This is a genomic window from Streptomyces silvisoli (assembly GCF_029269905.1).
GTDB classification, from domain to species: domain Bacteria; phylum Actinomycetota; class Actinomycetes; order Streptomycetales; family Streptomycetaceae; genus Streptantibioticus_A; species Streptantibioticus_A silvisoli_A.
On the sequence record NZ_JARJBC010000004.1, the window covers coordinates 165,910 to 181,066 of the forward strand.

The window sequence follows — 15,157 nt, forward strand, 5'->3', positions numbered from 1 at the left end:
TGTCCGTACATGCGGTGGATGTCCGTCCGCCTCCCGAACCCGGTTCGGTGGCAACCGAGTTGGCATCCCCCGCGACCCGTCGCCGCGGACCGCGAACCACCCTCAGGGTGTGGGCTGGACGGCTCGTCCAGCCCCCGTCTCACCGTGTAGGCCGCGCCTCCTGCGTCCCGTCCACGGCCACCGGCAGGTGTCGTGGCCCCCGCAGGATGGGATTGCGGCGATACGGAGGCGGGTCCTCCAGCAGGCGGGGGTTGCGGAGTCTTTGGGACAGCTGGGTCAGCGCCATCTGGGCTTCCAGCCGGGCCAGCGGGGCGCCGAAGCACAGGTGGATACCGCCGCCGAAACCGAGGTGCTGGTTGTCCTGGCGGTCCGGGTCGAACCGGTCGGGATCGGGGAACCGGCGCGGGTCGCGGTTGCCGGAAGCCAGGGCCAGCCAGACGGGGGCGCCCGCGGGGATGACGGTTCCGGCGATTTCGATGTCGGCCAACGTGACGCGCTGCGGCAGGATTTGCACCGGCGGCTCGTAGCGCAGCAGTTCCTCCACCAGCGGTACCGCCAGGTCCGGTTCCTTCGCCAGCCGTTCGAGGTGCTGCGGCTGGCGCAGCAGCGTGAGCATGCCGTTGGTGATGAGGTTGACGGTGGTCTCGTGCCCGGCGATCAGCAGCAGTACGGCGGTGGTGATCTGTTCGATCGGCGACATCCGCCCGTCCGGGCCCTGGTCGGTGGCGAGTGCCGAGAGCATGTCGTCGCCCGGGTTTCGGCGGCGCTGGTCGATGAGTCCGCCGAGGTATCCGCCGAGTTCGACCCGGGCCCGCTGGGCGGTGCGCTGCCGCTCGGTGAAGTCCTGGCCGGGAGTGAGGTCCAGGCCGCCCACGATGTCGTCGGCCCAGTCGTGGAAGCGCGGCTCGTCCTCGCGCGGGACGCCCAGCAGCCGGCAGATCACCGTGACCGGAAACGGATAGGCGACGTCGTCCACCAGGTCGAACCGCTCCTTGCCGTGCAGTTCGTCGATGACGTCGGTGACGATCCGCAGCAGCTCGCCGCGCATGCCGTGGATGCGGCGCGGGTTGTGCGGTGGGCCGAACGCGCGCATCGCCAGGCGGCGCATCCGGTCGTGCTCGGGGGGATCGAGCCGGATGAAGGAGGGCGGCAGTCCGGCCTCCTCTTCCTCGGTCAGCCCGCCCCGCCGGTCGGCGAGGTTGCGCGGATCGGAGCTGAGCCGTGGGTCGTGCAGCAGACCGCTGATCTCGTAGTAGGTGCCGACGAGGTAGGTGCCGTCGTCCTGGCGGGCCACCGGGGTGCTGCGCAGCTCGGCGTAGAACGGATACGGGTCGGCGCGGTTGGCGTAGTCGGTGATCTGCTGGAGCAAGGTGCCGGACGTCATGGAGCGGCCTCCCGCGGTCCGGGACGTCGGCCACCCCGGAGCCGTTGCGCACAATTGGTAATGGTTCATCACCATACGTGGCAGTCATGGGCGCCGCCCGGTGAACCGCCGCCATCCGCAACGAGTGCCGCATATCGATCCAGGGCCATGCAAGGTCATTACTGGCGCGTAGCCACCACTTTCAAGGGTGGTGGCGCGTATCACCTTCAATTCGATCGGCGGTACACCCGATATGGCCTGAGTGTCGGAAATGCCCGCTTGTCTCCCCCGCGCCCTCCGTGCGAAAGTCGTGGCAACGACCCCCATTGACCCGGGCTCGGTCGTGCCAAGTGCGCCGTGGACCACACCCCCCCTTGCTCCCCGGCGCCACGAAGAAGCCCCCATCGCGTCCGCAACCCGGCGCAGGGGGCTTCTCGCATCTTCAGCGCTCGACCACGCGCTTCTCGAACCAGGTGGTCTTGCCGCGCGGCAGCAGATCCACCCCCCAGCGGTCGGAGAGCTTGTCGACCAGGAACAGTCCGCGCCCGCTTATGTCCAGCTCGCGGACCGGCAGCAGACAGGGCAGCGCCCGCGACGGATCACGCACCTCGATCCGGATCCAGCCCCGGCGGCGCAGCATCCGCAACCCGAAGGTGCGGGCACCGGTGTGCCGGACGGCGTTGCCCACCAGCTCCGAGACCAGCAGCTCGCAGTCCTCACCGAGGTGCGCCAGCGACCACAGCCGTAGTACCGCCAGGGTGAGCCGGCGCGCGGTGGACGCGGACTCCGGGCGCGAGGTGAGCCGCACCTCGTCCAGTGATGGGTTGCCGAGCAGCACCAGAGTGCTGGCGTCGTACCGGTCCTGCGGCATCGCCGCCCATGCCGCCGCGGTACTGCTCGACCGCTGTGCCTGCTCAGATCCTCCCCGACCCGCCATGCGTTCATCATGGCCGTCCAGGCACCGGTTCGGGCCGGAACCGGGGGAATTGGACCCGTCGCAAGGACGGTTCCCAGCCACCTCGAAGGCATATGCCCGAGGCAGTGACACCCCCACCACGGCCCTGTCCACCTGCGGCGATCGGCACCGGGCCGAGGGTGACGAACCGTCGCGGACCAGACTCCCTTAAGGCTCTCTTAAGGTGGCCTTAAGCAGCCTTCCGCCGCCGGCCGTCACCCACACGGCCGTGGGTCCGGCTCAGCCGAACTTGGCCTTGCCCGGCCCCTCCTCGACGAAACTGCGCATGCCGATCTCCCGGTCCTGGGTCGCGAACAGCCCGGCGAACAGGCCGCGTTCAACGGCCAGGCCGGTCTCCAGATCCGTCTCCAGACCGCTGTCGACGGCCTCCTTGGCGGCGCGCAGCGCGAGCGCCGGTCCCTTGGCGAGCTTCGCCGCCCAGGCGTGCGCCTCCTCGTAGACCTTCTCGGCCGGAACCACCCGGTCGACCAGGCCGATGGTCAGCGCCTCCTCGGCGGTGACCATCCGGCCGGTGAAGATCAGGTCCTTGGCCTTGGCCGGACCGACCAGGCGGGACAGCCGCTGGGTGCCGCCCGCGCCCGGAATCAGGCCGAGCAGGATCTCCGGCTGGCCGAGCTTGGCGTTCTCCGCCGCGATCCGCACGTCGGCGCACAGCGCCAACTCGCAGCCGCCGCCGAGCGCGTAGCCGGTCACGGCTGCCACCACGGGCTTGGGGAGACGGGCCACGGCGGTGAACGAGTCCTGCAGTGCCCGGGCCCGCACCGCCATGTCCTCGTACCCCATGGCCTGCATTTCCTTGATGTCCGCGCCGGCCGCGAACACCTTCTCACCGCCCCACACGACGACGGCCCGTACGTCGTCGCGGCGGGCGGCCTCGTGCGCGACCTCGCGCAGCCGGTCCTGGGTGGCGACGTCCAGCGCGTTCATCGGCGGGCGGTCCAGACGGATGACGCCGACGCCGTCGGCGGCCTCAAGGTGAACAGTCATGGCCGCACGGTAGCGCCCGCCTACGGCAAACGGCCCGCCGGGGCGGGCCGTTCACCGTAGGTCACCGAGGCGGCCCGCTCACTGACCGGCGGTCCACTGCGACCACGGCATGTTCCAGCCGTTGAAGCCGTTGTCCGGCGCCACCGTCTTGTCGTTGGAGTTCTTGACCACCACCACGTCGCCGATCATCGAGTGGTCGTAGAACCAGGCGGCCGGTGTGCCGTTGTCGCCACCGCCGCGGATGTCGTGCAGACCGACGCAGCCGTGACTGGTGTTCTCACTGCCGAACACCGAGGGGTCGCCCCAGTAGTTGCCGTGGATGAACGTCCCGGACTGGCTGAGCCGCATCGCGTGCGGCACGTCCTTGATGTCGTACTCGCCGCCGAAGCCGACGGTCGAGCCGTCCATCCGGGTCACCGGGTCCTTCTCGCTGATCACCATCTGCCCGTTGTACGTGGTGTGTTCGGGCGCGCCCGCGGAGATCGGGATGGTCTTGATGGTCCTGCCGTCCTGCGTCACGGTCATCTCGTGCGAGGCGGCGTCCACGTAACTGACCTGGTTGCGGCCGATGGTGAAGTGCACGTCCTTGGACTGCGAGCCGTACACCCCGGACGCGGCCTGCACGCCGTTGAGCCGCAGGCTCAGGGTCACCTTGGTGCCGGGCGCCCAGTACTTCTCCGGGCGGAAGTCGATGCGCTGGTTGCCGAACCAGTGGCCGACGACGGGCACGGACGGGGAGGTGGTCACCTTGATGCCGTTCTGCACGGCCTTGATGTCGTCGATAGGCCGGTTGAAACTGATCGAGACCTCGGTGCCGACGCCCACCGTGGAGCCGTCGTCGGGCGTGAAGAAGCCGATGAAGTTGTCCTTGGGGACGACCGTGGTGAACGTGGCGTGCTTGGCCGATTCACGACCCTGCGCGTCCTTGGCGATGGCGTCCACCGTGTACTTGGTGGAGGTGCTGAGGTTGCTGTCCGGCACCCAGCTGGCGCCGTCCGCCGAGATCCTGCCCGCGACCGCGGTGCCCTTGGCGTCCTTGACCGCGACCTGGGTCAGCTTGCCCTGGGCCGCGGATATCTTCAGCGCCCCGCTGGTGGCGACATCGGTCGCGCCGTCCTTCGGCGCCACGTTCACCACGGCCTGCGAAGCCTGCTTGTCGGATCCGGAACCGCCCTTGCCCTGGCTGGAATCGTGGCCACCGCACGCGGTCGCCAGCAGCAGCACCGCGCCCAGCGCACCGGCCAGCAGACCCCGCCTGGCGCCCGACGCCGCCCCCGCGGTCCGCCGGGCCTTCGGCTGATGTGACAGCAACTCGTCTCTCCCCTCGCGCGACCGTCCGCTTCCACCGCCGGGCACGCCGTCATGGCCCGCCCCGGTAGCGATCCTGCCCGGTCGAACTCGCACTGATCCCCCGTGTATGCGCCGAGATGCTCTGACCGCACCTGAACAGGCGCCATCCACGCTCGTCGATAGATAACCACACTGTTGATGGTCACCAAGCCACGGAATTGTCACCGTTCCGTCCCAGTCCGCCGCTAACCGCCCGCAACTGGGTAGAGTGGGGCGGCCGTTCGGCCCGGCCCCTGGGCCGCGGGACGAACGTGTCAGGCTTCGACGGACATGTTCAGGGCGAGGCCGACGCCATGGCGGCCGCGGAACCCGCGAGCCACTGCGCCCACGTCAGGTTCCAGCCACTGAGCCCGTTGTCCGGCGCGACGGTCGCGTCATGCGCGTTGATCACCTGGACCACGTCGCCCACCAGCGAACTGCCGAAGAACCAGCCGGCCGGGGTCTGGGCGCCGCCGCCCTTGACGTCGTACAGCCCGACGCAGCCGTGACTGGTGTTCGCGGTGCCGAACGTCTCCTTCGGCGACCAGTAGTTGCCGTGCACGAAGGTGCCGGACTGGGTGAGCCGCATCGCGTGCGGCACGTCGGGGATGTTGTACTCCCCGCCGTAGCCGACGGTGTCCCCGTTCATCCGGGTCACCGGCAGCTTCTCGGAGATCACCATCTTCCCGGCGTACGTGGCGTGTTCGGGGCTGCCGGTGCTCACCGGCAGGGTGCGCACCACCACCCCGTCCCGGCGCACGGTCATGGTGTGCGCCTCGGCGTCCACCACGCTGGTCTGGTCGCGGCCGACGGTGAAGACCACGTCCTTGAACTGGCTGCCGTAGACACCGGGCGCGCCCTGTACGTCGCGCAGCCGCAGCCGCAGGTCGACCTTGGTGCCGGGGGTCCAGTAGCGCTCCGGCCGGAAGTCGAGTCGCTGGGCGCCGAACCAGTGCGGCGCCACCTGGACGGCGGGCTGGGCGATGACGGAGACCGCCCGCTCCACGGCGGCGCGGTCGGCGACCGGGCGGTTGAAGGTGAGCGAAACGATCATGCCGGTGCCCACGGTGGCGCCCGTCTCCGGCGTGTAGAACGCGATGAGCCGGTGCTGCGGCACCAAGGTGGTGAACTCGGCGTGCTTGGCGGCCCGCCGCCCCCCGGAGTCCTCGGCGAGCGCGTCCACCGTGTACCTGGTCTCCAGCGCCAGCTTGCCGGTCGGGTGCCAGGAGTGCCCGCCGGAGTCGGTCCGGCCCGGCACCTGGGCTCCGGTGGCGTCGGCCACCTTGACCTGGGTGAGCACCCCGCCGTCCACCGTCACCCCCAGCACGCCGGTGGGCGGTACCCCGGAGGCGCCGTCCTCGGGGGTGATCCGGATGGTGGCCTGGGAGACCGCCGGTGCGCCGGAACCCGCCCCGCGCCCGTCCCCGGCCGCGCCACCGCTGCCCCCGCCGGAGCCGCCGGTGCACCCGGCCAGCACGACCGCACCGGCCAGTACGCATCCGGCGACCGATCCCGTGCCCGGCAGTCTTCGCACCACCCGGCGTACCCACGCAACCACTGCACTCGTCACGCCGGGGTCAACGACTTCCGGGACTACGGGTTCCGTGAGTACGGCGCCTTAACCGGGAATGACACCATGAAGCCACAACGGAGAACGGAACCGCGCGCGGTACGGGACGCCGCCGCACGGTCCCGTAGAGCCGCGGGAGGCCGCCACGTGTCGAGCGCACCCGAACCAGACCAGGCCTCCGCCGCGCCCGGCGGGGCCACCGACGGCGACGGCCACCGTTCCGCGACCACCACGCTGGCCGACCCGCCACCCACCACCCGGACGGCGCAACCGGCCGCCGAGGACGCGGCGGCCGTCCAGCGGCTTCCTGACGCCCCGCCACGCCCGGTGTGGCCCGGTGCCCCGGAACCCCTCGGCGCGCGCTTCCACACCGGGCCCGACGGCGCGCAGGGCACCAACTTCGCACTGTGGGCGGGCGGCGCGGAGGCCGTGGAGCTGTGCCTGTTCGACGCCGAAGGGACCGAGACCCGGTTGCCGCTGACCGAGCTGACGCACGAGGTGTGGCACGGCTTCGTCCCAGGGGTGCGCCCCGGCCAGGCGTACGGCTACCGGGTGCACGGCCGCTGGGACCCGTGGACCGGCGCGCGCTGGAACCCGGCGAAGCTGCTGCTGGACCCGTACGCCCGGGCCGTGGACGGCGAGTTCGCGCTGCCGCCGGAGGTCTACGGGCACGTACGGGACTGGCCGGACCGCGCGGTCGCCGACACCGTGCGGGACAACCGCGACTCGGCCCCGTTCGTGCCCAAGGGCGTCGTGGTGGACGACGGCGACGACTGGGAGGACGACCGCCGCCCCAAGACGCCGTGGTCCGACACGGTCATCTACGAGCTGCACGTCCGCGGCTTCACCATGCGCCATCCAGGGATACCGCCGGAACTGCGCGGCACCTACGCCGGGTTGGCGCACCCGGCGGCCATCGAGCACCTGACGGAGCTGGGCGTGACCGCGGTCGAGCTGCTGCCGGTCCACCAGTTCGCGCACGAGGACCATCTGCTGCGGCGGAACCTGCGCAACTACTGGGGCTACAACTCCATCGGCTACTTCGCGCCGCACGCCGCATACAGTTCCTCGGGCACCCGCGGCCAGCAGGTGGGCGAGTTCAAGCGGATGGTGCGCGCGCTGCACGCCGCGGGCATCGAGGTCATCCTCGACGTGGTCTACAACCACACCGCCGAAGGCGGCGAGTTGGGGCCGACGCTGTCGTTGCGCGGCATCGACAACCGCGGCTACTACCGGCTGGGCGGCGACCCGCGCGGCTACGCGGACTACACCGGCTGCGGCAACACCCTGCACGTGGTGCAGCCGCAGGTGCTGCGGCTGATCACCGACTCGCTGCGGTACTGGGTGACGGAGATGGGGGTCGACGGCTTCCGCTTCGACCTGGCGGCGGCGCTGGCCCGCAGCATGCACGACGTCGACATGCTCTCGCCGTTCCTCGCGGTGATCGCGCAGGACCCGGTGCTGCGCCGGGTCAAGCTGATCGCCGAGCCCTGGGACATCGGCTCCGGCGGCTACCAGGTGGGCGCCTTCCCACCGCTGTGGACCGAGTGGAACGACCGCTACCGGGACGCGGTGCGCGACTTCTGGCGGGGCGCGAGCGGCGACCTGGCCGATCTCGGGTACCGGCTGTCCGGCTCCAGCGACCTGTACGCGTGGAGCGGCCGCCACCCGTACGCCTCGGTCAACTTCGTCACGGCGCACGACGGTTTCACCCTGCGCGACCTGGTCTCCTACGACCGCAAGCACAACGAGGCCAACGGCGAGGACAACCGGGACGGTTCGAACGACAACCGCTCCTGGAACTGCGGCGCGGAAGGCGAGAGCGACTCCGAGCCGGTACTGGCGCTGCGGCAGCGGCAGTTGCGCAACCTGCTGGGCACCCTGCTGCTGTCCACCGGGGTGCCGATGCTGGTCGCGGGCGACGAGATGGGCCGCACGCAGGGCGGTAACAACAACGCGTACTGCCAGGACAACGAGGTCGGCTGGGTGGACTGGTCGCTGCTCGAAGAACCGCGGTGGCGCGACCTGTTCGAGCTGGCCGCGCGGTTGGTCAGGCTGCGCCGGAACCACCCGGTGCTGCGCCGCCGGGCGTTCTTCTCCGGGCTGCCGCAGGACTCCGGCGGGCTGCGGGACCTGGCATGGTTCACTCCGCGCGGCGCGGAGATGACCGAGGCGGACTGGTTCGCCCCGGCCGCCACGCTTGGCATGTATCTGTCGGGCAGGGACATTCCCCAGCGGGACCCCACCGGTCGCCGCGTCGACGACGACAGCTTCCTCACCGTGCTGCACGCCGCGGACACCCCGATCGGCTTCACGCTGCCCGGGCCGCCGTGGGCGCGGCATTACGAGGTACTGGTCGACACCTCGCGGACGGCGGACGTCCCGGGGCCGCGACGGCACCGCGCGGGCGCCGCGATCACCGTTGCGGAGCGCTCCCTGATGCTGCTGCGGGCCGAACACCGCTGAAACCCGATGGGCGTTGTCGGTGGTCGCCTCTAGTCTCTGAACCGTGGCAGAGACGGAGGGGACGGCCATGGGGGACGAAAAGGGCGGGGCGGGGCATGCCCGCCAGAGCGCCGGGGGGCGGCGGTCCGCGGTGCGCTCGCTGCTGCGGCTGTGGCCGTACGCACGGCCGGTCGCGCCGCGGCTGTTCGGGTCCATGGCGGTGGCGGTCACCGCGTCGTGCATGGCACTGCTGATCCCGCTGGTGCTCAAGTGGACGGTGGACGGGCCGGTCGCGCACAGGGATCCGCGCGGGGTCTGGCTGGGCGGCGGCCTGGTGCTGCTGCTCGGACTGCTGGAGGCGGGCCTGTTCGGGGTGCGCCGCTGGCTGATCGCGCGGCCGATGGCGGGACTTGAGGCACGGATGCGCGCCGACCTCTACCGACATCTGCAACGGCTGCCGGTGGCCTTCCACGACCGTTGGGGATCGGGCCAGTTGCTCTCCCGCGGCACCAACGACCTGCAGGTCCTGCGGATGTTCCTGTCCTTCCCGCTGGTCTTCCTGGTCGTCAACTCCAGCACGATCGTGGTGGGGTTCGCGATCCTGTTCGCCCAGCAGTGGACACTGGGGCTGATACCGCTGGTGCCCGCGGTGCCGCTGATGGTGCTGTGCACGTACTTCATGGGCCGTTACTCGCTGGCGTCGCGCCGTGCCCAGGACCAGATCGGCGATCTGACCACGCTGGTCGAGGAGTCGGTGCTGGGCATCCGGATCATCAAGGCGTTCGGTCGGCATCGCAGCCAGGCCGAGACGTTTCGCCGCGCCGCGCACGCGCTGCGCGGCACCGAACTGCGCAAGGCCCGGCTGCTGGCCGATGTGTGGATGCTGGTGACAGCGGTGCCGGACGTGGCGCTCGGGGTGGCCCTGGTGGTCGGCGCCGTGCAGGTGTCCGACGACAAGCTGTCGGCGGGCACGCTGGTGGCCTTCCTGTCCACGGCGCTGGCGCTGCGGTGGCCCATCGAGTCACTGGGCTGGCTGCTGTCCATGAGCAACGAGTCGGCCACCGCGGCCGACCGGTACTTCGAGGTGATGGACACCGAACTGCCGCCGGACCACACGTCCGCGCCGGAGACCGGCGGCCGCGTCGCCGACGACGGGATCCGCTTCACCGGGGTGCGGTTCCGCTACCCGGACGCCCCGGACGGCACCCCGGACCTGCTGACCGGGGTCGACCTGCACATACCCACCGGCCAGACCATGGCACTGGTCGGCGCCACGGGCTCCGGCAAGACCTCGCTCACCGCGCTCATTCCCCGGCTGTACGAGGCGACCGGCGGCCGCATCACGCTGGACGGCGTGGACGCCGCGCGGCTGCCCAAGGAGCGGTTGCGCGCCATGGTCTCCACGGCCTTCGAGGAGCCGACGCTGTTCTCCGCGAGCGTCCGGGAGAACGTGCTGATGGGCGCGCCGCAGGCCGGAGAGGCCGAGTTGCGGCGGGCGTTGGAGACCGCGCAGTGCGGATTCGTGGACGAGTTGCCGCAGGGCGTGGACACCCAGGTCGGCGAACAGGGGCTGAGCCTGTCCGGCGGCCAGCGGCAGCGGTTGGCACTGGCCCGCGCCGTGGTGGGCCGCCCGCGCTTCCTGGTGCTGGACGATCCGCTGTCCGCGCTGGACGTGCACACCGAGGCGCTGGTGGAGGGCGCGCTGAGAGAGGTGCTGGCCACCACCACCGCGCTGGTGGTCGCCCACCGGCCGTCCACCGTGCTGCTCGCCGACCGGGTCGCGCTGCTGTCCGGCGGACGCATCACGGCCGTCGGCACCCATCACCAACTTCTGGCCGAATGCCTGGAGTACCGCCAGCTGATGTCCGGCGACACAGACGAGAGGAGCGCAGCCTGATGACCACCCTCGCCGACTCGTCAGTGGACCAAAGCCCCGGCCAGGAGCCGGACCGGCCCACGCCCGCGCCTCCGGAGCGCGACAGCTACGACCGCGATGTACTGCCCGCGCCCAAGGGCGCGTCCCGCGCGCTGCTAAGGGAGTTGGTGCGCCCCTACCGGGCGCGGGTCTGGCTGGCCGCCGTGGTGCTGGTCGTACAGCAGGCGGCGGTGCAGGCCGGTCCGCTGATCGTGGCGTACGCCATCGACCGGGCGATCCCCGCGCTGCGCGGCCACGACCGGGGGCCGCTCATCGCCACGGCCGTGGGATACGTCGGCTGCGCACTGCTGGGAGGAACGCTGCAGCGGGCGTTCATCCGGCTGTCGGGGGTACTCAGCCAGGACGTGCTGCTGGACCTGCGCGGCCGGATCTTCCGGCATGCCCAGGCGCTCGGCCTGGACTTCCACGAGCGCTACACCTCCGGACGGATCATCGCCCGGGCCACCTCCGACGTGGAGGCGTTCCGCGAACTGCTCACCGACGGCCTGCAGGAACTGCTCGACGTGGGCCTGGCGGTGCTCTACATCGGCCTGGTGCTGCTCTGGCTCGACTGGGGCCTCGGCCTGTTCGCGCTGGCCACCGCGCTGCCGCTGGTGTGGACGACCAGATCCTTCAACCGCCGCTCGCAGCAGGCGTACTCCCGGCGTTCGGCCGCGACCGCCAGCGTGATCGTGCGGTTCACCGAGACCATGAACGGGATCCGGCCGGTGCAGGCGTTCCGCCGGGAGCGGGCCAACGAGGCCCGGTTCGCGGAGCTGAACCGCGTCCATGAGAGGGCCAACGGCGACGCGATCCTGGAGATGGGCCGGTTCAACGTCTCGTCCTGGCTGATCGCCAACACCTCGGTGGCTCTGGTGGTGCTCTGGGGCGCCTATCGAGTGGCGTCCGGCTCACTGGAGTTGGGGGTGCTCGCCGCCTTCGTGCTGTATCTGCGGCGGCTGTACGCGCCCATCGACCCACTGGGCATGTTCCTCAACTCCTGGCAGGCCGCGGCGGCTTCACTGGAGAAGATCGCCGGACTGCTGGCGCAGCGGCCGTCGGTGGCGGAGCCCGCGCGGCCCAGGGAGCTTCCGGCGAAGCACGGCGCCCGTCCCGGCCGGGCGGTGGCGTTCGAGGGGGTGCGGTTCGCCTACCGGTCCGGAGGCGAGGTGCTGCCGCGCTTCGATCTGGCGATACCCGCGGGCCAGACGGTGGCACTGGTCGGCGCGACCGGGGCGGGCAAGTCCACGCTGGCGAAGCTGTTGTGCCGGTTCTACGACCCGACGGAGGGCCGGGTCACCCTCGACGGGGTGGCCCTCCGGGAGCTGTCCACAGCGCAGTTGCGGCGCGGGGTGGTGATGGTCACCCAGGAGTCGTTCCTGTTCTCCGGCACGGTCGCGGAGAACATCGCGCTGGGCGACCCGGACGCGACCCCGGCGCGGATCGAAGCCGCGGCCAAGGCGATCGGCGCGCATGACTTCATCGCCGCGCTGCCCGACGGCTACGACACGGATGTCCGCAAGCGTGGTGGCCGAATATCCGCCGGACAGCGCCAGTTGGTGGCGTTCGCCCGTGCGCTGCTCGCCGATCCGGCGGTGCTGATACTGGACGAGGCGACCTCGTCACTGGACGTCCCCGGTGAACGCGCGGTGCAACAGGCCATGGCGACGGTGCTGCACGGCCGCACGGCGCTGATCATCGCGCACCGCCTGTCCACGGTGGAGATCGCCGACCGCGTCCTGGTCCTGGAGGACGGCCGCGTCATCGAGGACGGCACGCCGTCCCAACTCATCGCCGCCAGCGGCAACTTCGCACACCTGCACCAGGCCTGGCGGGACAGCCTGGTGAGCTGAACCCGCCCACCCACGACAGAACCAGAAAGGGTGGGTGGGCGGGGAACAACCGCCAGGCCGCAGCCGGGCAGCGGGCTACCGCAGAACTCCCGCGGTCATCCCCTCGGCCTCCGCCGGGACGGCGATCAGCCCGAGCTCGGCGGCGGACGCCAACAGCGGATGCGCCGGGAGGACCCGCACGGTGTACCCGAAGGGCCCACTGCGGTCCAGCGCCAGCGGCCCCTCGAACAGCCAGCGGCCCTCCAGGTCGGGGCGGCCCGCCGGTTTGAGGGAGACCACCGACGCGTCGGCGATCCGGTCGGAGTCATCCACCCGGCCGGAGACCACCTGGACATCCACGTCCGTCGGGTCGAGATCGCCGAGCGCCACCCGTACCCGCAGTGCCAGCGCGGAACCCAGCTCGACGGTGCCGCCCGCGAAGCCGGCCTCCACGTGGTCGATGGCCACCCGGGCCCACTGCTCGCGCACCCGGGCCTTCCAGACGCTGAGGTCCCGCGCCGCCTGAGCGCTCACCGTACGGTGAGCGGCGGCGGCGGGCGCGTACAGCTTCTCCACGTACTCCCGCACCATGCGCCCGGCGAGCACCTTGGGGCCCAGGGTCACCAGGGTGTGCCGGACCATCTCGATCCAGCGGCGCGGCAGTCCGGCGCCGTCGGTGTCGTAGAAGCGCGGTGCGACCTGTGTCTCGATCAGGTCGTACAGTGCCGCCGCCTCGATGTCGTCCCGGCGGTCGGGATCCTCACCGGACGCGTCGTCCGCGGTCGGGATGGCCCAGCCGTTGTTGCCGTCGAACCACTCGTCCCACCAGCCGTCCAGCACCGACAGGTTGAGGCAGCCGTTGAGCGCGGCCTTCATTCCCGACGTCCCGCACGCCTCAAGTGGCCGCAGCGGGTTGTTCAGCCAGACGTCGCACCCCGGGTAGAGGCGCTGGGCCATCGCCATGCCGTAGTCGGGCAGGAAGACGATGCGGTGCCGTACCTTCGCGTCGTCGGCGAACCGGACGAGTTCCTGCACCAGGCGCTTGCCGCTGTCATCTGCCGGGTGCGCCTTGCCCGCGACCACGATCTGCACCGGCCGCTCCGGATGCAGCAGCAGTTCGGTGAGCCGCTCCTTGTCGCGCAGCATCAGGGTGAGCCGCTTGTAGGAGGGCACCCGGCGGGCGAACCCGATGGTGAGCACATCGGGGTCCAACACCTCGTCGGTCCAGCCGAGTTCGAGGTCCCCTGCGCCGCGCTGGCGCCAGGAGGCCCGCAGCCTGGCCCGTACCTCCTCGACCAACTGCTCGCGCAGGCCGCGCCGCACCTCCCAGATCGCCGCGTCGGGGATGTCGGCCACCGAGTCCCAGCTCTGCGAACCGCCGACCGCCAGGGCGTCCTCGGTACGCTGTACGCCGACCTGGTGGGCGCCGAGCCGGAAGACCTCGGGAGCGACCCAGGTGGGCGCGTGCACCCCGTTGGTGATGGACCGGATCGGCACCTCCTCGGGGTCGAATCCCGGCCACAACCCGGCGAACATCTGGCGGCTCACCGCACCGTGCAGGGTGCTCACCCCGTTGGCGCGCTGGGCGAGCCGCAGGCCCATCACGGCCATGTTGAACACGCCGGGGTCACCGCCCGGGTAGTTCTCCCGGCCCAGGTCGAGCACCCGGTCCAGGTCGACGCCGGGCAGTTCGCCGCCGTCGCCGAAGTGGCGGCCGATCAGGTCGAGGGCGAACCGGTCGATCCCGGCGGGCACCGGGGTGTGGGTGGTGAAGACGGTTCCGGCGCGCACCGCCTCCAGCGCCGCGTCGAACTCCAACGCTTCCGGCCCGTCGTGGAGTTCACGGATCCGCTCCAGGCCGAGGAATCCGGCATGTCCCTCGTTGGTGTGGAACACCTCCGGCTCCGGATGGCCGGTGAGCCGGCAGTAGGTCCGCACCGCGCGCACCCCGCCGATGCCCAGCAGCATCTCCTGGAGCAGCCGGTGTTCGCTGCCACCTCCGTAGAGCCGGTCGGTGACCTCGCGTTCGCTCTGGTTGTTCTCCTCCACGTCGGAGTCGAGCAGCAGCAGCGGCACCCGGCCGACCCGCGCCTTCCAGATGCGGGCGCGCAGTGACCGCCCGCCGGGCAGCGCCAGGGTGATCAGGGCGGGGCTGCCGTTCGCCTCGCACAGCGCGGTCAGCGGGAGTTCGTGCGGATCGAGTACCGGGTAGTGCTCCTGCTGCCATCCCTCGCGGGACAGCGACTGCCGGAAGTACCCGTGCCGGTACAGCAGCCCGACGCCGATCAGCGGCACGCCGAGGTCGCTGGCGGCCTTGAGGTGGTCACCGGCCAGGATGCCCAGTCCTCCAGAGTACTGCGGCAGTGCTGCGGTGATACCGAACTCGGGTGAGAAGTAGGCAATGGCGGATGGGAGTTCAATGCCTTGCGCGCTCTGGTACCAGCGCGGATTGGTCAGGTAGTCGGAGAGGTCCTCGGCGGCGGCGGTCAGCCGCCGCAGGAAGCGGCGGTCCTCGGCGAGCGCCTCCAGCCGCTGCGCCGGTACCGCGCCCAGCAGCCGCACCGGGTCGCCGCCCGCGGCCCGCCATCCGCCGGGGTCGACGGACTGCAGCAGCTCACGGGTCTCCTGGTGCCAGGACCAGCGGAGGTTCTGGGCCAGCTCGCCGAGCGGGCGCAGGGGTTCGGGGAGGACCGTACGGACGGTGAATCGACGGATAGCCTTCACGGTACGACGGTAGCGG

Annotated in this window: 9 protein-coding genes; 3 read left to right on the plus strand and 6 right to left on the minus strand. The window is 71.1% G+C overall.

The window, feature by feature from the left end; genetic code table 11:
• Window positions 1-139: 139 nt before the first annotated feature.
• The 5 genes from P3G67_RS08700 to P3G67_RS08720 all read right to left on the minus strand — a co-directional run bounded on the left by P3G67_RS08700 (window position 140) and on the right by P3G67_RS08720 (window position 6,189).
• On the minus strand, window positions 140-1,384 hold the full coding sequence (locus P3G67_RS08700) for a cytochrome P450 (RefSeq protein WP_276092916.1): 1,245 nt from the start codon (window positions 1,382-1,384) through the stop codon (window positions 140-142).
• A gap of 421 nt (window positions 1,385-1,805) precedes the next feature.
• A complete protein-coding gene (locus tag P3G67_RS08705; RefSeq protein WP_276092917.1) occupies window positions 1,806-2,300 on the minus strand; it encodes an ATP-binding protein in 495 nt (164 codons plus the stop codon).
• Between the two features lie 258 nt (window positions 2,301-2,558).
• The gene (locus P3G67_RS08710; RefSeq protein WP_276092918.1) at window positions 2,559-3,326 is read right to left on the minus strand and encodes an enoyl-CoA hydratase/isomerase family protein; all 768 of its coding nucleotides are present in this window, start codon (window positions 3,324-3,326) and stop codon (window positions 2,559-2,561) included.
• A gap of 78 nt (window positions 3,327-3,404) precedes the next feature.
• On the minus strand, window positions 3,405-4,634 hold the full coding sequence (locus tag P3G67_RS08715; protein ID WP_276093068.1) for a L,D-transpeptidase: 1,230 nt from the start codon (window positions 4,632-4,634) through the stop codon (window positions 3,405-3,407).
• A 316-nt stretch (window positions 4,635-4,950) separates the two neighbouring features.
• On the minus strand, window positions 4,951-6,189 hold the full coding sequence (locus tag P3G67_RS08720) for a L,D-transpeptidase (RefSeq protein WP_269853130.1): 1,239 nt from the start codon (window positions 6,187-6,189) through the stop codon (window positions 4,951-4,953).
• A gap of 363 nt (window positions 6,190-6,552) precedes the next feature.
• On the opposite strand from P3G67_RS08720, the gene glgX reads away from it, so the two are divergent.
• From glgX to P3G67_RS08735, 3 genes are all read left to right on the plus strand, one after another.
• Window positions 6,553-8,691, plus strand: a complete 2,139-nt coding sequence (gene glgX, locus P3G67_RS08725; RefSeq protein ID WP_391858227.1) for a glycogen debranching protein GlgX — start codon at window positions 6,553-6,555, stop codon at window positions 8,689-8,691.
• A gap of 130 nt (window positions 8,692-8,821) precedes the next feature.
• Window positions 8,822-10,567 carry an ABC transporter ATP-binding protein gene (locus P3G67_RS08730; RefSeq protein ID WP_276093070.1) on the plus strand — a complete coding sequence of 582 codons (1,746 nt, stop codon included), beginning with the start codon at window positions 8,822-8,824 and terminating at the stop codon, window positions 10,565-10,567.
• Window positions 10,567-12,438: an ABC transporter ATP-binding protein gene (locus tag P3G67_RS08735; RefSeq protein WP_276092920.1), complete on the plus strand. Its 1,872-nt coding sequence runs from the start codon at window positions 10,567-10,569 to the stop codon at window positions 12,436-12,438. The genes P3G67_RS08730 and P3G67_RS08735 overlap by 1 nt, the downstream gene beginning before the upstream one ends.
• Window positions 12,439-12,513: 75 nt before the next feature.
• On the opposite strand, the gene glgP is transcribed toward P3G67_RS08735, so the two are convergent.
• A complete protein-coding gene (gene glgP / locus P3G67_RS08740) occupies window positions 12,514-15,141 on the minus strand; it encodes an alpha-glucan family phosphorylase (RefSeq protein ID WP_276092921.1) in 2,628 nt (875 codons plus the stop codon).
• Between the last annotated feature and the right edge of the window lie 16 nt (window positions 15,142-15,157).

Bases quoted from the DNA above. Each gene is read 5' to 3' on its own strand.
- P3G67_RS08735 (WP_276092920.1), top strand. From the start codon at position 10,567: ATGACCACCCTCGCCGACTCGTCAGTGGACCAAAGCCCCGGCCAGGAG.
- P3G67_RS08700 (WP_276092916.1), bottom strand. From the start codon at position 1,384: ATGACGTCCGGCACCTTGCTCCAGCAGATCACCGACTACGCCAACCGC.
- P3G67_RS08705 (WP_276092917.1), bottom strand. From the start codon at position 2,300: ATGGCGGGTCGGGGAGGATCTGAGCAGGCACAGCGGTCGAGCAGTACC.
- P3G67_RS08710 (WP_276092918.1), bottom strand. From the start codon at position 3,326: ATGACTGTTCACCTTGAGGCCGCCGACGGCGTCGGCGTCATCCGTCTG.